Raw genomic sequence first — 23,427 nt, 5'->3', positions numbered from 1 at the left:
CGAGGCCCCGGCCCCGGCCGCCGGGCCCACCGCCGCCGGGCCGGCCGCCGGCCTGCCCGCCACCCCGGCCGGCGGTTCCGGCGGTTCCGGCGCTTCCGGCGCTCCCTGGGATGCCGCCCTCGCGGCCGGCGAAGTCCCGGCGGCCACCCTGCGGGCCGTCGCCGAGGACCCGGCCCGCCTGTCCACGACGACGCCCGCCGCGACCGGCACCGACGGCCCCGACACCACCGCCGTCGACACCGCCGCTGCCACCCCCGCCGCGGCCACCGCGGCCCCGGCCCCGGCCCCGCCCCCCGAGGCGACCGCCCCCGCACCGGCTCCCGGTCCGCACCCGGCGGCGACGGCGCCCGCCGAGCCCCCGGTCGCGCCGACCACCCCGCACCACGCCCCGGCGGCCGAGGGCGCCGAGGGCTCCACCCGGGCCGCGGGCGCCCCGCGCCGTGCCGTGACCCGGATGCCCCGCCGACCCCCGGCCCACCTCGCGTACCTCGCGGAGGGCTCGGTCGCCCCTCCGGCGGCGGACGGCGGGGCTCCCGCGCCGGAGGTCCCGGCGACGTGACCGTCACGGCCACTGCGACCCGCAGGGCGGCGCGGGGCTCGACGGCCCTGCGCCGCTTCCGCCCCCGCCGCCCTTCCCCCTACCTGGTGTTCGGCGGCCTCGCCTGGCTGGTGCTGACCCTGGCCTCCTGGCGGGTCCCCATGTGCTGCGACTACGGGCAGCACGCCGCCGTCGTGGAGCGCCTGCGGGAGTCGTTGCTGGACCCCCGCCACCCGCTGGCCGACCTGCCGGGCGACGGCAACCCGTACTTCTCGCCGTACGCCGTCGCCCAGGGCGCGTTCGCCCGCCTGACCGGCCTGAACGGCATCGAGACGGTCCGCCTGGCCACCCCGTTCAACCTGGCCGTGCTGCTGACCGGCCTGGGCCGGCTGGTGCGCGCCCTCACCGACCGCCCGTGGGCGCCGGTGTGGGCGCTCAGCGCGGTCACCCTCCTGTGGGGCACCGAGCGGGCCTGGTGGAGCGGGTTCCTCAACCTGATCTCCATGACGGGGCACCTCGGCTACCCGTCCGCCTTCGCCCTCGGCGCGACGCTCTGGGCGTGGGCCCTCACCGCCGACCGGGTCCGCGCCGCGGACGGCGGGGGCGCCGCGGACGGCGGGGGCGCCCGGACCGTCCGCTTCACCGGCCCCTCGGGCCTGCCGGGGCTCGCCGGGTACGCCGCCCTCGGGCTCCTGTACGGGCTGGTCCTGCTCACCCACCCCGTCACCTTCGTCGCCGCCGTCCTCGGCGCCGTCGCCTTCGCCGTCGCCCTCCCCCGGCGGCGCCCGGCGCCCGCGCTCCTCGCCCGCTGGGCCCTCGCCGCCGCCGTGGCGGCGGCCACCGCGACGGCCTGGCCCTACGCGGACGTCCTCGCCCTGGCCGGGGACACCAGCCTCGACGTGATGCACCGCCAGCTCTACGACCGCCTCCCGGAGCGCTTCTGGCTGGCCGTGGTCCTCGGCCTCCCCGCCCTGTGGGTGCGCGCCCGGCGGGCCGGGCGCTTCCGGCGCGACCCGCTGGTGCTGCTGTTCCTGCTCGACTGCGCGGTGCTCGCGTACGGCTGGTTCAGCGGCCACTGGACCTACGCCCGCCTCCTCGGCCCGGCGCTGCTCCCGCTCCAGCTGGCCCTCGCCGTCGAACTGGCCGCCCCGCGTCCCTGGCCGCCCGCGCGCCGCGCCCTGGGCGTCGCCGCGGCGGCGGGCGCGGTGACCGGGCTGCTGACCGTGCACGCCGGGGCCCTGGTCGCCTCCGACCGCTTCGCCCAGCCGCCGCGCTGGCCGTCGTACGACTGGGCCGCGCGGCACGTCGGCCGCGGCGAGACCCTGCTGTCGGACGGCTACTTCGCGCCCCGTCTGCTGCCGGGGTACGGCGTCGACCTGCTCGCGCCGCCCTGGCCGGACCCGGTGCTCGGTGAGGCGGAGCGGGGGCGGCGGCTGGCGGCCACCGCCCGCTACCTGGACCCGGGCACCGGGCGTGCCGTGCGGGAGGCGATCGCCCGCCGCTACGAGGTCCGCTGGGTGCTGCTGACCCGCTGGAAGAAGGCGCCGGAGGAGGCCGTGGTGGTGGCCTGGAGCCGGGAGACGGGCGAGGTCCTCGCCCGGGTGGGGCGGTGACGGCGACACCGCGGGCGCGCGCCGCCGTCCTGACGGCGCTGGTCCTCGGCTGGCTGGTCACCCGCGCCGCGATGCTCTGGCTGCTGGCCCACGACGACCTGCCGTGGCTCGGCTCCGGCGCCGTCTCCCACGAGCCGGAGCGGCTCTACACCCGCTGGCGGGACACCCTGGACCAGGGCGCCTACCCGGCCGGCGACCCGCTGTGGCAGTACCCGCCCGGCGCCGGACCGGCCCTGCTGCTGCCCGGGCTGCTGATGCCCCGGCTGCCCTACCCGTGGGCGTTCACCGCGCTCACCCTGGCCGCCGACGCGGTGATCACGGCCGCCCTCGCCGGGGCGGGCCTGAGCCGCGCCGGACGGGCGCGGGACCGCAGTCTGCGCGGGGCGCTGCTGTGGACGGGCGGCCTGCCCCTGCTGCTGCACCTCCCGCTGGCCCGCTTCGACGTGCAGGTCACCGCGCCGGCGGTGGGCGCGCTGCTGGTGACGGCCCGGCTGCCGCGGCTCGGCGGCGCGCTGGCCGCCTTCGGGGCGCTGGCCAAGGCGTGGCCGGCGCTGGTCCTGGTCGGCACCGAGCCGGGGCGGACCACCCGCCGGGCCTGGACCGCGGCCGCGCTGACCGCCGTCACCCTGCTGGCGCTGCTGGCCTCGCTGTTCACCGGCGTGCTGTCGTTCGTGCGGCAGCAGGGTGAGCGGGGCGTCCAGATCGAGTCGCTCGGCGGCACCCTGCTGTCGCTGGCCACCCGGGCCGGCTGGCCGGGGCAGGTGCGCTACCGGTACGGGGCGATGGAGCTCGTCGGGCCGGGCGTCGGGGCGGTGGCCGCGGTCGCGCTGGCGCTGACCGCGGCGGCGTTCGCGCTGATCGCCCTGTGGCGGCTGCGCGCGGTCCGCGCGGCGCTGCGGCACGGGCACTGGCCCGCGGTCCTCCCGTACGACGCGGCGCTGGCCGCCGTGCTGCTGCTCACCGTCACCAGCCGGGTGATCAGCCCGCAGTACATGGTCTGGCTGCTGGGGCTGGCGGCGGTCTGCCTCACCCGCCGCGACACCACCCAGCGCCCGGTCGCCCTCCTGGTCACGGCGGCAGCGGCGGTCAGCGCGCTGGCCTACCCCGTGCTGTACGACGAGGTGGTGGCCCGCACCTGGACCGGCTGCCTGGTGATGACCGTCCGCAACGGCCTGCTGGTGGCCGCCGCCGTGCTCGCGTGCACCCGCCTCGACCGGCTCACCCGGTGCTCCCCGGCGCCGGACGCGCGGGGCGGCGGCGCCCGTGACGGGGAGGCCCGGAACGGCGGCGTCCACGACGGAGACGGGCGGGACGGCCACGCCCGCGACGGAGACGCCCGGGACGGCGACGCGCGGGCCGCGCGGGACGCGCGGGACGCGCGGGACGCGCGGGACGAGGACGGACCGCCGGCGCCGACGCCGCGCAGCCCGCTGGGCGGCTGAGCCCGGCCCGCCCGGGGCGGGGGCCGGGCCCGGGGGCCGCCCCGCCGTCCCGGGCGGCCCCCGTGGTCTCCGAGCAGGAGGACCGCCCCCGGGGCGGGGTTTCCCGCGTGCCGGGAGCGGACGGGTGGGGGATCGCCGTGACAGCGGGTGGAGTTGACCACTGCCGGTCCGTCCGCCCCCGGCACGCCCGTCCCGGGAGACGTGCTCCACCCTGCCGCCCCGGCCGGCGTCCCGTCATCGGTTCCGCGGCGGATCGGTATACCGAGATCCGGCCCCGGGCCGGCGCTCCCATACCCCTCTCCACCCCACCCCGGTGCTGTGCGGACCGGCAAAGTTCGCCCCCCTGTTTTGTACACATACGGCTCATGACGGCCCCCTCGCACCGGGATATAGCCTGGTGCCGTGATCAGCGCGATAGCCGGCGCGGGCGTACCAGCCCTCGCGACGCGCCCGGAGCACCCGGAGGACAGCCGGGACCGGGCGCCGCTCGCTGATATTTCCGAGGGGTGGGCGAGGGGGGCCGCGACACCGGTGTCGCGCTTGGCCGGATTCCCCACCACCGCCTCCTCCCCAGGCATAGCGTCGGAACGAACCGGACACTCGGCGTCATCACCACGACGTGCCGCGGGAACCACCATGGCCGCACCGGCCGACTTCCCTTCGACGTCACGCAACGGCGCGCGACAGGAGCCAGAGAACAATGCAGACCAAGCTGGACGAAGCCAAGGCCGAGCTGCTCGAGAGGGCCGCCCGGGTAGCTGAGAACAGCCCGGCCGGAGGACGCCTTCCGGCGGGGGCGACGGACGACGGCGGGAGGAGCCCGGACCGGGCCGCGGTGCTGTCGTTCCTCCAGCGCTACTACCTGCACACGGCGCCCGAGGACCTCACCGACCGCGACCCGGTCGACGTGCTCGGCGCGGCCTACTCGCACTACCGCCTGGCCGGCAACCGGCCGCAGGGCACGGCGGCGGTGCGGGTGCACACGCCGACCGTCGAGGAGAACGGCTGGACCAGCAGCCACTCGGTGGTCGAGGTCGTCACCGACGACATGCCGTTCCTGGTCGACTCGGTGACCAACGAGCTCTCCCGGCAGGGGCGCGGCATCCACGTCGTGGTCCACCCGCAGTTCGTGGTCCGCCGGGACGTCACCGGCAAGCTCCTGGAGGTGCTCGACGCACCCGCCGGCGACGCGGAGCTGCCGCACGACGCGCACGTCGAGTCGTGGATCCACGTCGAGATGGACCGCGAGACCGACCGCGACGACCTCAAGCAGATCACCGCCGACCTGCAGCGCATCCTGTCCGACGTCCGCGAGGCCGTCGAGGACTGGGAGAAGATGCGCGACACCGCCGTGCGCATCGCCGACGACCTGCCCGTCGAGCCGCTCGCCTCCGACCTGCCGCAGGAGGAGGTCGACGAGGCCCGCGAACTGCTGCGCTGGCTGGCCGCCGACGCCTTCACCTTCCTCGGCTACCGCGAGTACCGCCTGGTCGACGACGACACCCTGGCCGCCGTCCCCGGCACCGGGCTCGGCATCCTGCGCTCCGACCCCCAGCAGGCCCCCGACGCCGACGGCGAGGGCGAGGGCGAGGGCGACCGCGGCGCCCACCCGGCCGGCCCCACCTTCGAGCGGCTGCCCGCCGACGCCCGCGCCAAGGCCCGCGAGCACCGGCTGCTGGTCCTCACCAAGGCCAACAGCCGCGCCACCGTGCACCGGCCGAGCTACCTGGACTACATCGGCGTCAAGAAGTTCGACGAGAACGGCGAGGTGATCGGCGAGCGCCGCTTCCTCGGCCTGTTCTCCTCGGCCGCGTACACCGAGTCGGTGCGCCGCGTGCCGGTGATCCGTCGCAAGGTGGCCGAGGTGCTGGCCGCCACCGGGTTCTCGGCCAACAGCCACGGCGGGCGCGACCTGCTCCAGATCATGGAGACCTACCCGCGCGACGAGCTGTTCCAGACGCCCGCGGAGGAGCTGCGCTCCATCGTCACCTCCGTGCTCTACCTGCAGGAACGCCGCCGGCTGCGGCTCTACCTGCGGCAGGACGAGTACGGCCGCTACTACTCGGCGCTGGTCTACCTGCCGCGCGACCGCTACACCACCGCGGTCCGGCTGCGGATCATCGACATCCTCAAGGAGGAGCTCGGCGGCACCAGCGTCGACTTCACCGCCTGGAACACCGAGTCGATCCTCTCCCGGCTGCACTTCGTGGTCCGCGTGCCGCTGGGCACCGAACTGCCGCACCTGTCCGACGCGGACAAGGAACGCATCGAGGGCCGGCTCGCCGAGGCCGCCCGTTCCTGGGCCGACGGCTTCGCCGAGGCGCTGCACGCCGAGTTCGGCGAGGAGCGCGCCGCCGAGCTCCTGCGCCGCTACGGCAACGCCTTCCCCGAGGGCTACAAGGCCGACCACACGCCGCGCGCCGCGGTCTCCGACATCGCCCGGCTCGAGCACCTGCTCGCCGGGGGTGCCGAGGAGGAGTTCGCGCTCAGCCTCTACGAGCCGGTGGGCGCCGCCCCCGGCGAGCGCCGCTTCAAGATCTACCGCCACGGCGCCCCGGTCTCCCTCTCGGCGGTGCTGCCGGTCCTCACCCGGCTCGGCGTCGAGGTCACCGACGAGCGTCCCTACGAGCTGCGCTGCGGCGAGGGCGACGGGGCGTGGATCTACGACTTCGGTCTGCGCCTGCCGCGCACCGCGCTCACCGCGAGCGGCGAGTTCCTCGGCGGCGACGACGCCCGCGAGCGGTTCCAGGACGCCTTCGCCGCGACCTGGACCGGCCGCGCGGAGAACGACGGCTTCAACTCCCTCGTCCTGAGCGCCGGTCTGACCTGGCGCGAGGCGATGATGCTGCGCGCCTACGCCAAGTACCTGCGCCAGGCCGGGTCGACGTTCTCGCAGGACTACATGGAGGACACCCTCCGCGACAACGTCCACACCACCCGCCTGCTGGTCTCCCTCTTCGAGGCGCGGCTGTCCCCGGAGCGGCAGAGCGCCGGCCTGGAGATCGTCGAGGGCCTGCTGGAGGAGCTGGACGGCGCGCTGGACCAGGTGGCCTCGCTGGACGAGGACCGCATCCTGCGCTCGTTCCTCACGGTCGTGAAGGCGACCCTGCGGACCAACTTCTTCCAGCTGACCGAGGACGGCCGGCCGCACGACTACGTGTCGATGAAGTTCGACCCGCAGGCCATCCCCGACCTGCCGGCGCCGCGCCCCGCCTTCGAGATCTGGGTGTACTCGCCGCGCGTGGAGGGCGTCCACCTGCGGTTCGGCAAGGTCGCCCGCGGTGGCCTGCGCTGGTCGGACCGGCGTGAGGACTTCCGCACGGAGGTCCTGGGCCTGGTCAAGGCGCAGATGGTGAAGAACACCGTCATCGTGCCGGTCGGCGCCAAGGGCGGCTTCGTCGCCAAGCAGCTGCCCGACCCGTCGGTGGACCGCGACGCCTGGATGGCGGAGGGCATCGCCTGCTACCGCACCTTCATCTCCGCGCTGCTCGACATCACCGACAACCTGGTCGGCGGCGAGGTCGTCCCGCCCGAGGGCGTGGTGCGCCACGACAGCGACGACACCTACCTGGTGGTCGCCGCCGACAAGGGCACCGCGACGTTCTCCGACATCGCCAACGAGGTCGCCCAGGCGTACGGCTTCTGGCTGGGCGACGCCTTCGCCTCGGGCGGTTCCGCGGGCTACGACCACAAGGGCATGGGCATCACCGCCCGGGGCGCCTGGGAGTCCGTGAAGCGGCACTTCCGCGAGCTGGGTGTGGACACGCAGACGCAGGACTTCACGGTCGTCGGCGTCGGTGACATGTCGGGCGACGTGTTCGGCAACGGCATGCTGCTGAGCGAGCACATCCGCCTGGTGGCCGCCTTCGACCACCGGCACATCTTCGTCGACCCGAACCCGGACGCCGCCGTCTCCTACGCGGAGCGGCGCCGCCTGTTCGAGCTGCCGCGCTCCTCGTGGGCCGACTACGACACCGGGCTCCTCTCCGCGGGCGGCGGCGTCTTCCCCCGTACCGCGAAGTCGATCCCGCTCAACCAGCACATCCGCGAGGCGCTCGGCATCGACGCGGGCGTCACCAAGATGACCCCGGCCGAGCTGATGAAGGCGGTCCTCACCGCCCCCGTGGACCTGCTGTGGAACGGCGGCATCGGCACCTACGTCAAGGCGTCCGCCGAGTCCCACGCGGACGTCGGCGACAAGGCCAACGACGCCATCCGCGTCGACGGCCAGGACCTGCGGGTCAAGGTCGTCGGCGAGGGCGGCAACCTGGGCCTGACCCAGCTGGGCCGCATCGAGTTCGCGACGGCCGGCAACGGCGGCGCGGGCGGCAAGGTCAACACCGACGCCATCGACAACAGCGCGGGCGTGGACACCTCCGACCACGAGGTGAACATCAAGATCCTGCTCAACGGGCTGGTCTCCGCCGACGACATGACCGTCAAGCAGCGCAACAAGCTGCTCGCCGAGATGACCGACGAGGTCGGCACCCTGGTGCTGCGCAACAACTACGCGCAGAACACCGCGCTGGCCAACGCGGCCGTCCAGGCGCACGACATGCTCCCCGCGCAGCAGCGCTTCATGCGCCACCTGGTGCGCTCCGGCCGCCTGGACCGGGCCATCGAGTTCCTGCCCACCGACCGCCAGATCCGCGAGCGCCTGCAGCACGGGCTGGGCCTCACCGGCCCCGAGACCGCCGTCCTGCTGGCCTACACCAAGATCACGGCGGCCGAGGAGCTGGTGACCACCGGCCTCCCCGACGACCCGTACCTGCGCCGCCTGCTGCACGCCTACTTCCCGGCGGCGCTGCGCGAGCGCTTCGAGGAGCAGATCGACAACCACGCGCTGCGGCGCGAGATCGTCACCACCGTCCTGGTCAACGACACCGTCAACACCGGCGGCACGACCTTCCTGCACCGGCTGCGGGAGGAGACCGGGGCCTCGCTGGAGGAGGTGGTGCGGGCGCACACCGTCGCCCGCGAGATCTTCCACTGCGGCCGCGTCTGGGACGCCGTCGAGGACCTGGACAACCAGGTCGAGGCTGCCGTCCTCACCCGGATCCGGCTGCACTCGCGCCGCCTGGTCGAGCGCGCCACCCGCTGGCTGCTCAACAACCGGCCGCAGCCGCTCGCCATCTCCGAGACGGTCGACTTCTTCGCCGAGGGCGTCGACCAGGTCTGGGGCCACCTGCCCAAGCTGCTGCGCGGCGCGGACCAGGCCTGGTACCAGCACGTCCACGACGAGCTCTCGGGCGCCGGCGTGCCGGAGGAACTCGCCACCCACGTGGCCGGCTTCTCCTCCGCCTTCCCGACGCTGGACATCGTCACCGTCGCCGACCGCACCGGCAGGGACGCGCTGGAGGTCGCCGAGGTGTACTACGACCTCGCCGACCGGCTCCGCATCACCCAGCTGATGGACCGCATCCTGGAACTGCCGCGCGCCGACCGGTGGCAGTCCATGGCCCGCGCCTCCATCCGCGAGGACCTGTACGCCGCGCACGCCGCCCTGACCGCGGAGATCCTCGCGGCGGGCGGGGACGCGGCCACGCCGGAGCAGCGGTTCGAGGCGTGGGAGCAGCGGCACGCGGCGATCCTCGGCCGGGCCCGCACGACGCTGGAGGAGATCCACGGCTCGGAGTCCTTCGACCTGGCCAACCTCTCCGTCGCCATGCGCACCATGCGCACCCTGCTGCGCTCCTGACCGCCGCCCCCGGGGCCCCCTCTTCCCTGCCGGGAGAGGGGGCCCCGGTGCGCGATGCCCGGTCCCGGGCCGGTGCGCCGCTCGCGAAGAGGTGCCGTCACCCGGTCGGGCGTATGGTCGCCGTATGGGCGATATGCGGTCCGACCGGCACGGAACTCCGCCGCCGGGGGCAGCCGTGCCTTCCTCCCCCGGTCCTGGTCCTGGTCCCGGTCCCGGCCCTGGTTCTGATCCTGGTCCTGGCCCCGGCCCTGGTCCTGGCCCCGGCCCTGGTCCTGGCCCTGGTCCTGGTCCCGGCCCCGGCCCTGGTCCTGGTCCCGGCCCCGGCCCTGGTCCTGGTCCCGGCCCCGGCCCTGGTCCTGGTCCCGGCGTCGTCCTGCCGGACTCCGTCCTGGCGGACGTGGTCCAGGAGACGGGCGCCTCGGCGGGCCTGCTGTACCTGCGGCCTCCGGGTGAGCGGATGCTGGGGCTGGAGATGCTCTCGGGCGTGTCCCCGCAGATCGCCTCGCCGTGGGCCCGCCTCCCGGCGGACGCCCCGGTACCGGTGGCGGACGCCATGCGTGAACGGCGTCTGGTGTGGCTGGGCAGCCAGCAGGACATCTCCCTCCACTACCCCCGGCTCGGGCTGGTCCTGCCGTACGACTTCATGCTCGCCGCGGCCCCGATCCTGGGCGCCGCCGCCGTGTGGGGCGGCTTCGTGCTGCTCTGGCCGCCCTGGCATCCCCCGCAGCTCGACGAGGCCGAACGACGAGCGGTCGACGACGGCTGCCGCCGCGCGGCCGCCGTCATCGAGCAGGCCACCGAGGGCGGCCGTCCGCTGCGCCTGGCCGACGAACCCCGCCTGCTCCTGGCCCCGCACTCCCGCGACGCCGACCCGGCCCGGACCTCGGCGGCCCTGGACTTCACCGAACGCCTGCCGGTGGGCTGCTGCGCACTCGACCTGGACGGCCGCGTCACCTTCCTGAACGCGGCCGCCGCCGACCTGCTGGACGCCGGGGCCGCGCCCCTGCTGGGCAACCGCCCGTGGGAGGTGCTCCTGTGGCTGCACGATCCGGTGCACGAGGACGCCTACCGTGCCGCTCTGGTCTCCCGCCTGCCGACCTCGTTCACCGCCACGCGTCCGGGCGGCGTCCGGCTGCTCTTCCAGCTCTACCCGGACGCCGACGGCATCAGCGTCCACATCACGCCCGAGCCCGTGCCGTCGGCCACCACCGAGCAGGGGCCGCCCGCGTCCCCGCTCGGGGCGAGCGCGCTGTACCGCCTGACGCACCTCGCCACCGCCCTCGCCGAAGCGGCCGGCGTCCGTGACGTGGTCGAACTGGCCGCCGACCAGATCATGCCCGCCTTCGGCCCCCAGGCGTTGGCACTGCTGACGGTGGAGGACGGAAGACTGTGCGTCGCCGGGGCCCGCGGCTACGGCCCGGAACTGATGGCCCGCTTCGACGCGGACCCCCTGACCTCCGGCAGCCCCGCCGTCCGCGCCGTCACCACCGGCGTGCCCGGCTTCTTCTCCACCTTCGCGGACCTCGAGCGGTCCGTCGGCGGGGCGGTGCACCACGACGACATGGCGGCCTGGGCCTTCCTCCCGCTCACCGTCTCCGGCCGCCCGGTCGGCTGCCTCGTCCTCGGCTACGAGGACACACGCCCCTTCCCGCCCGCCGAGCGTGCTCTGCTCACCTCGTTGAGCGGGCTGATCGCCCAGGCCCTGGACCGCGCCCGCCTCTACGACGCCAAGAAGTCCCTCGCCCACACCCTCCAGACGGGCCTGCTGCCCCACACGCTCCCGGCCGTCCCCGGCCTGGAGGTGGCCGCCCGCTACCGGCCCGCCGGCCACGGCATGGACATCGGCGGCGACTTCTACGACCTCATCGCCCCCGAGCCCCGCATCGCCACCGTGGCCATCGGCGACGTCCAGGGCCACAACACCAAGGCCGCCGCCCTCATGGGGCAGGTCCGCACCGCCGTCCGCGCCCACGCCACCACCGGCTCCACGCCGGGCGACATCCTCGTCGGCACCAACCGCCTCCTGACCGGGCTCGACCCCGGCCTGTTCGCCAGTTGCCTCATCGCCCAGCTCGACCTCGGCGACCACCGGCTCCGGCTCGCCACGGCGGGGCACCCTCCGCCCCTGATCCGCCACCCCGACGGCCGCACCGGCACCCTCGCCCTGCCGGCCGGGCTGCTCCTCGGCATCGACCCGGACGCCGTGTACCCCACGACCGAGATCGACCTCGCCCCCGGTGCCGTCCTCGCCCTCTACACCGACGGGCTCGTCGAACACCCGGGCGCCGATATCGACGACGCCATCGCCGCCCTCGCCCACGCGATGGCGTCGAGGCAGCACCCGGACCTCGGCGACCTCGACGGTTTCGCCGACGCACTCGTCGACCACGCGGAGCGGACCGCCCCGCGCAACGACGACATCGCCCTGCTCCTCGTCCGTCCGCACGACCGGCCGTGACCGGCCCGCCCCGGGGGGCCGGTGCGGCGTCGGGCTACTTGCGTCAGGCTACTTGCCGGTGAACTTCTCGTACTCCCGCATGACGTCCTCCGTGGGCCCGTCCATCCGCAGCTCCCCCCGCTCCAGCCACAGCACCCGGTCGCAGGTGTCCCGGATCGACTTGTTGTTGTGGCTGACCAGGAACACGGTCCCCGCCTGCTTCCGCAGCTCCCGGATCCGCGCCTCGGACCGCTTCTGGAACTTCTTGTCCCCCGTGGCCAGCGCCTCGTCGATGAGCAGCACGTCGTGGTCCTTGGCCGCGGCGATCGAGAACCGCAGCCGCGCCGACATGCCGGAGGAGTACGTCCGCATCGGCAGGCTGATGAAGTCGCCCTTCTCGTTGATCCCGGAGAAGTCCACGATCGACCGGTACCGCTCCGCGACCTGCTCCCGCGACATGCCCATGGCCAGCCCGCCGAGGTACACGTTCCGCTCGCCGGTGAGGTCCTTCATCAGCGCGGCGTTGACGCCGAGCAGCGAGGGCTGGCCGTCGGTGTAGATGCGGCCGTTCTCCACCGGCAGCAGCCCCGCCACCGCCTTCAGCAGCGTGGACTTGCCGGACCCGTTGGTGCCGATCAGCCCGATCGCCTCGCCGCGGTGCGCCACGAACGTCACGTTCTTCACGGCGTGCACCCGCCGCACCCCGGAGACCCGTTCGACCTTCTCCTTGCGCCGCACCATCCGGCTCAGCGCCGCCGTGGCCGCGCCCCGTCCGCCGCCGGCGCCGTTGACCTTGTAGACGATGTCCACGTGGTCGACGACGACCGTGGGGACCGCCTCCTCGTTCCCGAGGTCCATCCGCTGCTCAGCCACGGCCGTAGGTCTCCTCAGCCTTCCAGAAGAAAACGAATCCCCCGACGCCGGCGAGCAGCGCCCACCCGGTGGCGATCATCCACACGTGGTCGGGGAGCTGGCTCGCGGTGAAGCTGTCGATCAGCGCGAACCGCATCAGGTCGATGTAGACGGCCGCCGGGTTCCACTGCAGCAGGTTGAAGACCCACTGCGGCAGGTCGGTGCGCTGCGCCACCTGCGCCAGGCTGAACATGACGCCGGAGGCGTACATCCAGGTGCGCAGGACGAACGGCATGAGCTGCGCGAGGTCCGGGGTGTGCGCGCCCAGCCGGGCGAGGACCATCGCCAGCCCGGTGTTGAAGACGAACTGCAGGATCAGCGCGGGCACCACCAGCAGCCACGACCAGGCCACCGGCACGCCGAAGACCAGCAGGATCACCACCAGCGCCGCCATCGAGAACAGCAGCTGCTGGAGCTGCTGGAGGCAGTACGAGATCGGCAGCGAGGCCCGCGGGAAGTGCAGGGCGCGCACCAGGCCGATGTTGCCGGCGATGGAGCGCGTGCCGGTCATCAGCGAGGTCTGGGTGAACGTCCACACGAAGACGCCGGTGACCAGGAACGGCACGAAGTCCGGCACGCCGTGGGAGGTGCCCATCAGGATGCCGAAGATGAAGAAGTACACCGCGGCGTTCAGCACCGGCGTGAGCACCTGCCAGAGCTGGCCCAGCTTGGCCTGGCTGTACTGGGAGGTGAGCTTGGCGGTGGCGAAGGCGGTGATGAAGTGCCGGCGGGCCATGAGCTGCCGGACGTAGGCGGCCAGGCCGGGGCGGGCCCCGCTGACCGTGAGGCCGTGCCGTGCGGCCAGCGCCGAGAGGTCCCCGTGGTCGGGGGCCGCCGGGCCGGCGTGCGGGGCGTCGAGGACCTGGCTCACATCCGCGGCCTTTCGTCGAGCGGGAGGGGGGACGACGTTACGACGGAACGGGACCGTATCGTCGTTGCACCGGGAGCCTAGGCGGGGGCACGCCGGAACGCAACCGTCCCGTCGTAACGCCGCCGTTCGCCCTATGCTGGTCGGCATGACTGACGCCGAAGCCGGAGGGGTCGCCGGGACCGGAGCCGCCGCGGAGCCCGCCGACGCCGCCGCGGGGGCCGCGGGCCCCGCGGGGCGTTCCGCGCGCCGGAGGGCCCCGGCGGGCGCGGCGGTGCTGCGCCCCGACGTGACGGAGGCCATCCGCGCGGCGGTGCTGGAGGAGCTGGCGGCGGTCGGGTACGCGCGGACCTCGATCGAGGGGATCGCACGCCGCGCGGGCGTGGGGAAGACGGCGGTCTACCGGCGGTGGCGCGGCAAGCTGCACCTGGTGCTGGACATCGTGTCCGCGCTGGCGGTGGAGGGCCTCCCGGCGCCCGACACGGGCTCGCTGGAGACGGACCTGCGGCTGCTCTACGAGTTCACGTCACGGGCGCTGCGGCACCCGGTGGCGTCGCAGATCATCCCCGACCTCCAGGCGGAGGCGGCCCGCAACCCGGAGATCGACGAGGCACTGCGCAAGGCGGTGCGGTCCGGGCAGGAGAGCGTGGCGCTGCGGATCGTCGCGGCGGCGGTCGAGCGGGGCGAGCTGCGGCGCGGGCTCGACGAGGACATCGCGCTCGACCTCATCACCGGCCCCCTGTACTGGCGCACGGTCATCCTCCGCCAGCCCCGCCTGCCCAAGACCCATCTCCCCACCCTCACCCGCGCCACCACGGCGGCCCTCAAGGCCCTCTGAAGCCACCGCGCACGGGCCGCGCCCCCGCTTCTCCTACCGTGGTCCCGCGCGGTCCGGGCCCGGCCCTCACACCGCCCAGGGCCACGCCGCCCGACTGCCGACGAGCACGATCGCCGCAGGCCTGCCGCCCTCCGCACGCACCGCCGCCCCCGGGCCGCGGGCCGACCGGTGACCGGCACCCCTGCACACCCCGCCGCGCACCGGGACCGCCGCTTCCGGACCGGCGGCACCCTGGGGACGCCTCCGGGACGGCGCGGTCCCGCCCCAGGCCCAGGATCTCGGCCCGAGCGGTCCCGGCCCCCAGACCCCAGGATCTCGGCCCGAGCGGTCCCGGCCCGGCCCGGCGAACGCCAGGGAACGCCTCCGGGACGGCAGGGAAGCCCCCGTGACCGGCCCCGGCCCCGCCCGGAGACCGCGCTGCACAGGCCGCCCGCCGGGCCGCCCGGCACGAGCGGCTGCGGGCCCGGTGCCCCGGCCGCGCCCGCGCCGGGCGGGGACGGAGCCGCTCCGAGCGGCCGGGGCCCACCGCTGAGGCGGGCCGGCCGCCGGGGCCCGCAGCCGGGGCCCACCGCGTAGGCGGGCCCGCAACCGGGGTCACCGCGTAGGCGGGCCCGCAACCGGGGCCCGCAGCCGGGGCCACCGCGAGGGCGGGCCCGCGTCAGGGGCCCGCCTCGACGGCCACGCAGCGCCACCGCCGGTCGTCCCCCCGCTCCAGGCGGAACGCGAGCGCCCGCACCCGGTCACCCGCCCCCACCCGCACGAACACCTCGAGCGCCCCCGCCCGCGCCACGTAGTACCCGATGTCCCGCACCACCGGCCGGACCCCGCCCCGGGTCCGGAGCACCCCCCGCTCCGCCAGCACGGCGAGGTCGTCGTACGCGCGGCCCACGGTGTGCCGCAGCATCGAGTGCACCGGCGACTGCCCGCTCAGGACCCCCACCAGCCGCTCCGCGAAGACGTCCGTCGGACGCGCCGGCACCGGAGCCGCCCGGACGGCCGGCGGCCTGCGCGTCACCGTCCCCGCACCGCCGCCGCCGGGCCGCCGCGCGTCCCGCCTGCCCGGCGGCCTTCTCCGCCCCGTCGCCCCGGGCCGTTCCCCCGCTCCGCCGCCCCGCACCCTCGTCATGACCTTGTTCACTGCGATCCCCGTTCCGCGAGAGAGATACCGGCGAGTAACCACGCCGTTGCGGATCTTGTAGAGCCGTCGCCGCCCCCGGGCAAAGACCGACACGACGCCCGCACCCGTCCCCGCGATTCACCTATCAGGCCCAATCGCCCCGCACGGCCCGCGCCCCGCACCGCCACCGGCGCCACCGGCGGCCCCCTCCGCGCCCCCCGCGCCCGGTCCGGCGCCGCCCCGAAAGGGGACCGCCCCCGCGCCCCGCACGTATCCTGAGCTGACCACCCGTCCCCGACCGAAAGCGGCGGCCGCATGCGCGTCTACGTACCCCTGACCCTCCCCGGGCTCGCCGAGGCGCACCGGACGGGCGAGCTGGGCGCGGACCGCGTCAGCGTGTACGCCGCGACGCCTGTCCTGGCCGACTGGTACGAGTCCCAGGACGAGGAGGAGCTGGAGTACGCCGCCCTCGGACTCGCCGCCCACGCCTCGCTGCGCCTGCTGGCCCTGGACCCCGCCGCGCCGCGCCGCCGGGTGGTCGTGGCCGTGGACGTCGCCGACGGCGTCGTGGACCTGTCCCCGGAGGCGATGGGCGAGGCCCTCGTCCCCGGCCCGCTCCGGCTCGCCAAGGCGGCCGCCGTGCACGTCGACGCGGAGGAGGCCCGGCAGGACGTGGCCGCCGCCGCGGACGCCCTGGACGCGGCCGACCGGGACGACGTCGAGGCGATGAACACCGTGGACCTGGCCGCCGACCACGACCTCCTGTGGTTCGCCACCCAGGAGATCCCCGCCCTGGTCGGCGGCGGCGAGGGCGGGAAGGACCTGCCCGCATGACCGCGACAGCGACCCCCCGGCCACCGGCCGGCCCCGGTTCCGGCGGCCCGCTCCCGCACATCGTCTGGGACTGGAACGGCACCCTCTTCCACGACATGGACGCCGTCATCCGGGCCACCAACGCCGCCTTCGCGGAGGTGGGCCTGTCGCCGGTCACCCTCGAGCAGTACCGCGCGCTCTACCGCGTCCCGGTCCCCCGCTTCTACGAGCAGTTGATGGGCCGTCTGCCCACCGAGCGCGAGTGGGAGGTGATGGACGGCCTGTTCCACCAGCACTACCGGACCCACCTGCCGGCCTGCGACCTCACCGAGGGCGTCCGCGCACTCCTGCACGGCTGGAACGCGTCCGGCCGCAGCCAGTCGATCCTCAGCATGCACGGCCACGAGGAACTGGTCCCGCTGGTCCGCGGCTTCGGCATCGAGCCGCACTTCCTGCGGGTCGACGGCCGCCAGGGCCCCTCCGGCGGCACCAAGGCGGAGCACATGGTCCGCCACCTGGCCGCCCTCGGCGACCACGGCGTGCGCCCCGCGACCACCGTGGTGATCGGCGACGCCGTCGACGACGCGCTCGCCGCCGAGAGCGCCGGGGCCCGCGCGGTGCTCTACACCGGCGGCTCGCACAGCCGGGCCAGCCTGGAGGAGGCGGGCGTACCCGTCGTGGACACGCTCACCGAGGCGGTCACCCTCGCCGAACACCTCGTGGAACGCCTCGCGGAGTCCTGACCCTCCCGCGGCGCGGGCACCCCGGTGCGCCGCCTGCCGACCGCTCGAACAGGCGCTCCGTGAACCCGGCACCCGCCCACCCCCCTGTCGCACGCCCGTTCGTCAAACGTGTGGAGAGCGTGCACTTGCGTGCACGTCCCGTCGCGGCCGGTAACTCCCCGCCCCCGCGTTCGTAGTTGCTGCTGAGAACTCTCCGCCGAGGACTCATCCGAGACGACGACGCCGGCTGACGGGGGCTGTGGCGACATGAAGGACCTGACCGAACCACCGGACTCCACGCCCCGCGTCGGCCGGCTGCCGGCGGAGACCACCAGCTTCGTGGGCCGCGCCGACGAACTCGCCCTGCTGCACGACGCGCTCGCGCAGGCCCGCCTGGTCACCCTGGTCGGCCCGGCCGGTGTCGGCAAGAGCCGCACGGCCCTGCGCGCGGCGTCCCGGCTCGCCGACCGGTTCCCCGACGGCGTGTGGCTGGTGGAGCTCTCCGCGCTGCGCGACCCGGAACAGGTCCCGGCCGCCCTCGCCGCCGTGCTGGGCGCGGCGGGACACCCGGCCGCCGCCCCGCTGGACGCCGTGGTCGCCCACCTCGAGGACCGTGCCGCGCTGATCGTCCTCGACACCTGCGAGCACCTCGTCGACGCGTGCGCGATGCTCTCCGACCTCCTGCTGCACGAGACCGCCGGGGTCCGCGTGCTGGCCACCAGCCGGCAGCCGCTGGACGTCCCGGGCGAGCGCTGCCTGCCCCTGGCGCCGCTCCCCCGCGAGGACGCGCTGGAGCTGTTCATCCGGCGGGCCAGGGCCGTGACGCCGTCCTTCACGGTGCCCGAGGCGGAACGCGGACGGGTGCTGGCCCTGGTCGACCGGCTCGACGGCCTGCCGCTGGCCCTCGAACTCGCCGCCGTGCGCCTGCGCGCGCTGCCCCTGACCGAGCTCACCGACCGCCTCGACCACCGGCTCGAGGTCCTCACCGGGGGCCGCCGCACCGCCCTGGCCCGCCACCAGACGCTGCGCACCGCCATCGGCTGGTCGCACGACCTGTGCACGCCACGGGAGCGGCTGCTGTGGGCGCGGCTGTCGGTCTTCGCCGGCCCGTTCGACCTGGCGGCCCTGGAACGGGTCTGCGCCTTCGGCGCCCTCGGCGGGGACGGCGTCGCGCTGGAGGCTCTGATCGGCCTGGTCGACAAGTCGGTCGTGCGGCGGGTGGGCGAGGACGGCCGCCGGTACCAGCTGCTGGACGCCCTCCGCGAGTACGCCGCCGACCTGCTCCCCGGCACGGAGGACGCCGGCCGGGTCCGCGACCGGCACCTCGCCCACCACGAGGAGCTCGCCGCCCGCCTCTGGGACGGCCCGCCCGCCACCGCCCCGGTCCCCCCGCGGCACCCCCTCCACACCGACGCCGCCGACGTCCGCGCCGCCCTCGGCCACGCCTTCGCCGCGGACCCCGCCCTCGCCCGGCGCGGGCTGCGGACGGCGGCCCTGCTGATCCCCTCGTTCCGCGCCGCGGGCGCCCTCGCCGAGGGCCGCCGGTGGCTGGAGAAGGGCCTCCGCCGCGTCACGGAGGACTGCCCGGAGCGCGCCTGGGGCCTGCTGCTCGCCGGGACGGCCGCGGTGTGGAGCGGCGACCTGGCCGCCGCGGCGGAACTGCTCCCCGCCGCCGAGGAGTCCGCCCGCCACGCCGGGGCCGACGCCGAGCGGGTCCGGCTCCTCGCCCGGGGCCACCGCGGATCCCTGACCGCCCTCGGCGGTGACCCGGCGACCGGCCTCGCCGCACTCGACGGGGCCGCACGCCAGGCCGTCGCGCTCGCCCTTGCCGGTGCCGGCAAGAGCGAGGGCAAGGGCGAGGGTGGCGGCGGCGGCAACGGCGAGGTCGACGGCACCACCCCGGACGCCGTGCCGCTCCTGCTCCACGAGGAGGCCGCCCTGCTGCACGCCGCCTTCGGCGACCCCCGTTCCGCCCTGGAACGCTGCGCCGACGGCCTCGCCCTCCTGGAGGGCTCGGCCGACCGCCGGTTCCCCGGGAGGCTGCTCGCCGTCCGCGGCCTCGCCCTCCAGCTCGCCGGGCGCCCGGAGGACAGCGCCGGATCCCTGCTGCCCGCCCTGGAGGCGGCCGTGGAGGCGGGCGACCGGCCGGTCGCGGCGCTCGCCTGCCTGTTCCTCGGCCGGGACGCCGCACGGCGCGGCCGCCCGGTCCGGGCGGCCTGGCTGCTGGGTTCCGCCGAGCACGCCCGGCGGACCGGAGCGGACCCGGTGGCGCGGCTGCCCCGGCCGTCCGAGGAGCGGGAGTCGATCCGCGCCGAGGTCCGCGCGGCCCTGGGCGAAGCCGAGTTCACCCGGTGGCACCGCGCCGGGGAGCAGCTCGCCCTCGCGCAGGTCCTGGAGGCCGTGCTCGAGGACCGCGAACGTCCCGGCGAGCGCCGCTCCTGCGTGCCACCGGCCCGCCGTGGCATGGAGGCCCTCACCCGGCGCGAACGCGAGGTGGCCGCCCTGGTCGTCCAGGGCCTGTCCAACCGGGAGATCGCCGAACGCCTCGTCATCTCCAAGCGCACCGCCGACGCCCACGTCGAACACATCCTGACCAAACTGGGCGTCACCTCCCGCACCCAGATCCCCCGCTGCGACCCCTAGTTCCACGCGGGAGGCAGCGGGTCGGGCGTGTGCGGAGGACCCCTGGCGGTCAGGCGGGGAGCGGTCGCACCGCCTCGCGGCCGGCCCGCGGGCGGACCGCCGTCCCCGCGGTGCACAGCGCGGCCAGGAGCAGGCACCCACCGGGCACCCAGGCCCATGCGGCCAGCGCCATCGCGGGGGACAGCCCGCTGACCACGAGGTACATCGACACCAGGTGGAGACCGCCCACCACCGCCAGGCAGACGCCCACGAACCCGTCGTGCAGGGCGAATCTCCGGCAGATCAGCGCGACCGCCGTCCCCAGCAGCAGCGCCGCCAGGACGAACACCGCGACCGCCTCGGCCCGCTCGGCCGCCACCAGGTCCGGCGCCGCGCCCGGATGGAGGTCCCCCAGGATCCGCACCCCCACGCCGACCATGCCCGCCGCCGCCAGCGACACCACGCCCGCGGCGAGGAACCGCGTCCGGTTCCCCCGCACACCCACCGTCACGCCCAGCATCGCCGCGACCTGCGCCAGCGCGCCGAACCGTTCGACGAACCCCTCGGCCACGGGATGCAGCACACCCACGTACTGGGTGACGTACTGGATGTCGACGCCCACGATCACGTCGCCCCGGGGATCCGTGGTCCACACGAACAGGCAGGCCACGAGGGCGAGGACGGACAGCGACACCGCACCGGCCCGAAAACCCGTGCGCACCCCCGGAGTTGTCATGCACCGAGAATAGCCACGGCCCCCTGGGCCACGGGCCGGAACGGACACCGGAGCCGGGGACCGCGCAGGGGCCGGACGCTGCGCGCGTCCGGCCCCTGCGGTCACCTCCCGGCCGTCACCGGCCGGCGGTCGTCACTTCTTGCGGCGACGCCCCGAGGCCTTGGCCTGCTTGCGCCGCTCGGCACGGGTCAGACCGTCCGCGGCGGACCGCACCGGCTCACCGTCGCTGGTGAAGTCGCCCTCGACGACCCCGCCCTCGCCGTCGACCGTCGGCGCCGAGAAGTGCAGCCGGTCCGGCCGCTGCGGCGCCTCCAGGCCCTTGGCGCGGATCTCCGGGCGGGCGCCCGCCGGAACCGCGTCCTGCTTGGACAGCGACGGCGCGGCGTCGGAGACCGGGACCTCCTCGACCTGCTGCTCGACCTGGACCTCCAGGTTGAACAGGTAGCCGACGGACTCCTCCTTGATGCCCTCCATCATGGCGGTGAACATGTCGAAGCCCTCGCGCTGGTACTCGACCAGCGGGTCCTTCTGGGCCATCGCCCGCAGGCCGATGCCCTCCTGGAGGTAGTCCATCTCGTAGAGGTGCTCGCGCCACTTGCGGTCCAGGACCGACAGCACGACCCGGCGCTCCAGCTCACGCATGATCTCGGAGCCGAGCTGCGTCTCACGCGCCTCGTACTGCTCGTGGATGTCGTCCTTGATGGACTCGGAGATGAAGTCGGCGGTCAGGCCGGCCCGCTCGCCGGCCGCCTCCTCCAGCTCCTCGACGGTGACCTTCACCGGGTACAGCTGGCGGAACGCGCCCCACAGGCGGTCCAGGTCCCAGTCCTCCGGGAAGCCCTCGGCGGTCTCCGCGGCGACGTACGCGTCGATGGTGTCGTCCATGAAGTGGTGGATCTGCTCGCGCAGGTCCTCGCCCTCCAGGACGCGGCGGCGCTCGCCGTAGATGACCTCGCGCTGCCGGTTGAGCACCTCGTCGTACTTGAGGACGTTCTTGCGCGCCTCGAAGTTCTGCTGCTCGACCTGCGACTGCGCGGAGGCGATGGCCCGGGTGACCATCTTGTTCTCGATCGGCACGTCGTCCGGCACGTTCGCCATGGACATCACGCGCTCGACCATCTGCGCCTTGAACAGCCGCATCAGGTCGTCGCCCAGCGACAGGTAGAAACGGGACTCGCCCGGGTCGCCCTGACGGCCGGAACGGCCGCGGAGCTGGTTGTCGATACGGCGCGACTCGTGCCGCTCGGTGCCGAGGACGTAGAGGCCGCCGAGGCGCTCCACCTCCTCCTTCTCCGCCTTGACCGCGGCCTCGGCGCGCTCCATGGCGGCCGGAAGGGCGGCGGTCCACTCCTCGATGTGCTCCTCGGGGTCGAGGCCCCTCTGCCGCAGCTCGGCCTCGGCGAGGTCCTCGGGGTTGCCGCCCAGCTTGATGTCGGTACCACGGCCGGCCATGTTGGTGGCGACCGTGACGGCGCCCTTGCGGCCGGCCTGGGCGACGATCACCGCCTCGCGCTCGTGGTGCTTGGCGTTCAGCACCTCGTGCTGGACGCCGCGCTTGGAGAGCTGCTGCGACAGGTACTCGGACTTCTCCACCGAGGTCGTACCGACCAGGATCGGCTGGCCCTTGGCGTGCTTCTCGGCGATGTCGTCGACCACCGCGTCGAACTTGGCGACCTCGGTGCGGTAGATGAGGTCGGACTGGTCCTTGCGGATCATCGGCCGGTTGGTCGGGATCGGCACCACGCCGAGCTTGTAGATCTGGTGGAACTCGGCCGCCTCGGTCATGGCCGTACCGGTCATGCCGGAGAGCTTGCTGTAGAGGCGGAAGAAGTTCTGCAGCGTGATCGTGGCGAGGGTCTGGTTCTCGTCCTTGATCGGCACCCCCTCCTTCGCCTCGATCGCCTGGTGCATGCCCTCGTTGTAGCGGCGGCCGGCGAGGATACGGCCGGTGTGCTCGTCGACGATCATGACTTCGCCGTCGATGACGACGTAGTCCTTGTCCTTCTTGAAGAGCTCCTTGGCCTTGATGGCGTTGTTCAGGTAGCCGACCAGCGGGGTGTTCACCGACTCGTAGAGGTTGTCGATGCCCAGCCAGTCCTCGACCTTGGCGACGCCGGACTCGTGGATCGCGACCGTGCGCTTCTTCTCGTCGACGTCGTAGTCGCCGGTCTCGGAGACGCCCTTCAGCGGGTTGCCGGGCTCACCGCGCTTGAGGCGGGTGACCAGCTTGGCGAAGTCGGCGTACCACTTGGTGGCCTGGTCCGCCGGACCGGAGATGATCAGCGGGGTACGGGCCTCGTCCACCAGGATCGAGTCGACCTCGTCGACGATGGCGAAGTTGTGGCCGCGCTGCACCAGCTCTTCCTTCGACCACGCCATGTTGTCGCGCAGGTAGTCGAAGCCGAACTCGTTGTTGGTGCCGTAGGTGATGTCGCAGGCGTACTGCGCGCGGCGCTGGGCCGGCGTCATGTTCGCCAGGATGCAACCCACCTCGAGGCCCAGGAACTTGTGGACCCGGCCCATCATCTCGGAGTCGCGCTCGGCGAGGTAGTCGTTCACCGTGATCAGGTGGACGCCCTTGCCGGAGATCGCGTTGAGGTAGGCGGGGAGGGTACCGACGAGGGTCTTGCCCTCACCGGTCTTCATCTCGGCGACGTAGCCGAGGTGGAGGGCGGCGCCACCCATGAGCTGCACGTCGTAGTGCCGCTGGCCGAGGACGCGCTTGGCGGCCTCGCGGACGGTGGCGAACGCCTCGGGGAGCAGGTCGTCCAGGCTCTCGCCGTCCTGGTACCGCTGGCGGTACTCGTCGGTGAGGGCCCGCAGCTCGGCGTCGGAGAGGTTGACGAAGTCCTCTTCGATGGAGTTGACCTGGTCCGCAATGCGGTGCAGTTTGCGCAGGATCTTGCCTTCGCCTGCACGCATGATCTTCGAGAGGACGGACACGGGGGCTGGTCTCCTTGCCGGTCGGGCCTGGGACGGTCGCTTGCTGGTACTGGCCTACTGATACTGGTGAGCAACGGCCATCGTATGCGAGGACCCCGCCACGCCGGGAGGTCTGGCCTCGCCCTCGT

13 protein-coding genes are annotated in these 23,427 nt (G+C 74.6%); 8 read left to right on the top strand and 5 right to left on the bottom strand.

The features are described from left to right. Positions 1–555 precede the first annotated feature (555 nt). The 4 genes from ABZ836_RS07545 to ABZ836_RS07530 all read left to right on the top strand — a co-directional run bounded on the left by ABZ836_RS07545 (position 556) and on the right by ABZ836_RS07530 (position 11,749). Positions 556–2,151: a hypothetical protein gene (locus tag ABZ836_RS07545; RefSeq protein ID WP_361140367.1), complete on the top strand. Its 1,596-nt coding sequence runs from the start codon at positions 556–558 to the stop codon at positions 2,149–2,151. Between the two features lie 71 nt (positions 2,152–2,222). Then, a complete protein-coding gene (locus tag ABZ836_RS07540; protein ID WP_361140855.1) occupies positions 2,223–3,593 on the top strand; it encodes a hypothetical protein in 1,371 nt (456 codons plus the stop codon). Positions 3,594–4,293: 700 nt separating this feature from the next. Further along, positions 4,294–9,291 (top strand): NAD-glutamate dehydrogenase, encoded by a 4,998-nt coding sequence (locus tag ABZ836_RS07535; RefSeq protein ID WP_361140364.1) that lies wholly within the window; start codon positions 4,294–4,296, stop codon positions 9,289–9,291. A 397-nt stretch (positions 9,292–9,688) separates the two neighbouring features. Next, the gene (locus ABZ836_RS07530) at positions 9,689–11,749 is read left to right on the top strand and encodes a SpoIIE family protein phosphatase (RefSeq protein WP_361140361.1); all 2,061 of its coding nucleotides are present in this window, start codon (positions 9,689–9,691) and stop codon (positions 11,747–11,749) included. Positions 11,750–11,797: 48 nt separating this feature from the next. On the opposite strand, the gene ABZ836_RS07525 is transcribed toward ABZ836_RS07530, so the two are convergent. Then, positions 11,798–12,586, bottom strand: a complete 789-nt coding sequence (locus ABZ836_RS07525; protein ID WP_356138587.1) for an ABC transporter ATP-binding protein — start codon at positions 12,584–12,586, stop codon at positions 11,798–11,800. A 7-nt stretch (positions 12,587–12,593) separates the two neighbouring features. Beyond that, a complete protein-coding gene (locus ABZ836_RS07520) occupies positions 12,594–13,511 on the bottom strand; it encodes an ABC transporter permease (RefSeq protein ID WP_356138547.1) in 918 nt (305 codons plus the stop codon). Between the two features lie 145 nt (positions 13,512–13,656). On the opposite strand from ABZ836_RS07520, the gene ABZ836_RS07515 reads away from it, so the two are divergent. Further along, positions 13,657–14,346: a TetR/AcrR family transcriptional regulator gene (locus ABZ836_RS07515; protein WP_356138549.1), complete on the top strand. Its 690-nt coding sequence runs from the start codon at positions 13,657–13,659 to the stop codon at positions 14,344–14,346. Between the two features lie 658 nt (positions 14,347–15,004). Here ABZ836_RS07515 and ABZ836_RS07510 read toward each other — a convergent pair. Continuing rightward, entirely contained in the window at positions 15,005–15,361 is a 357-nt protein-coding gene (locus ABZ836_RS07510; RefSeq protein WP_361140357.1) for an Rv3235 family protein, read from the bottom strand. Between the two features lie 417 nt (positions 15,362–15,778). On the opposite strand from ABZ836_RS07510, the gene ABZ836_RS07505 reads away from it, so the two are divergent. From ABZ836_RS07505 to ABZ836_RS07495, 3 genes are all read left to right on the top strand, one after another. Next, positions 15,779–16,297: a hypothetical protein gene (locus ABZ836_RS07505; RefSeq protein WP_361140354.1), complete on the top strand. Its 519-nt coding sequence runs from the start codon at positions 15,779–15,781 to the stop codon at positions 16,295–16,297. Then, positions 16,294–17,019 (top strand): HAD family hydrolase, encoded by a 726-nt coding sequence (locus tag ABZ836_RS07500; protein ID WP_361140351.1) that lies wholly within the window; start codon positions 16,294–16,296, stop codon positions 17,017–17,019. The genes ABZ836_RS07505 and ABZ836_RS07500 overlap by 4 nt, the downstream gene beginning before the upstream one ends. Positions 17,020–17,265: 246 nt before the next feature. Next, positions 17,266–19,641: a LuxR C-terminal-related transcriptional regulator gene (locus tag ABZ836_RS07495; protein ID WP_361140348.1), complete on the top strand. Its 2,376-nt coding sequence runs from the start codon at positions 17,266–17,268 to the stop codon at positions 19,639–19,641. Between the two features lie 49 nt (positions 19,642–19,690). Here ABZ836_RS07495 and ABZ836_RS07490 read toward each other — a convergent pair whose 3' ends face one another. Both ABZ836_RS07490 and secA read right to left on the bottom strand, forming a co-directional pair. Then, entirely contained in the window at positions 19,691–20,356 is a 666-nt protein-coding gene (locus tag ABZ836_RS07490; RefSeq protein ID WP_361140345.1) for a hypothetical protein, read from the bottom strand. Positions 20,357–20,488: 132 nt separating this feature from the next. Then, positions 20,489–23,299, bottom strand: coding sequence for a preprotein translocase subunit SecA (gene secA / locus ABZ836_RS07485; protein WP_356138559.1), 2,811 nt, complete (start codon positions 23,297–23,299; stop codon positions 20,489–20,491). Positions 23,300–23,427 lie beyond the last annotated feature (128 nt).

Source organism: Streptomyces sp. NPDC047130, from assembly GCF_040643475.1.
Lineage (GTDB): Bacteria > Actinomycetota > Actinomycetes > Streptomycetales > Streptomycetaceae > Streptomyces.
This window is presented reverse-complemented; position numbering and strand designations above follow the sequence as displayed.

Coding starts and splice junctions, on each gene's coding strand:
- ABZ836_RS07515 (WP_356138549.1), top strand. CDS start 13,657: ATGACTGACGCCGAAGCCGGAGGGGTCGCCGGGACCGGAGCCGCCGCG.
- ABZ836_RS07500 (WP_361140351.1), top strand. CDS start 16,294: ATGACCGCGACAGCGACCCCCCGGCCACCGGCCGGCCCCGGTTCCGGC.
- ABZ836_RS07540 (WP_361140855.1), top strand. CDS start 2,223: ATGCTCTGGCTGCTGGCCCACGACGACCTGCCGTGGCTCGGCTCCGGC.
- ABZ836_RS07505 (WP_361140354.1), top strand. CDS start 15,779: ATGCGCGTCTACGTACCCCTGACCCTCCCCGGGCTCGCCGAGGCGCAC.
- ABZ836_RS07535 (WP_361140364.1), top strand. CDS start 4,294: ATGCAGACCAAGCTGGACGAAGCCAAGGCCGAGCTGCTCGAGAGGGCC.
- ABZ836_RS07525 (WP_356138587.1), bottom strand. CDS start 12,586: ATGGACCTCGGGAACGAGGAGGCGGTCCCCACGGTCGTCGTCGACCAC.
- ABZ836_RS07490 (WP_361140345.1), bottom strand. CDS start 20,356: ATGACAACTCCGGGGGTGCGCACGGGTTTTCGGGCCGGTGCGGTGTCG.
- ABZ836_RS07495 (WP_361140348.1), top strand. CDS start 17,266: ATGAAGGACCTGACCGAACCACCGGACTCCACGCCCCGCGTCGGCCGG.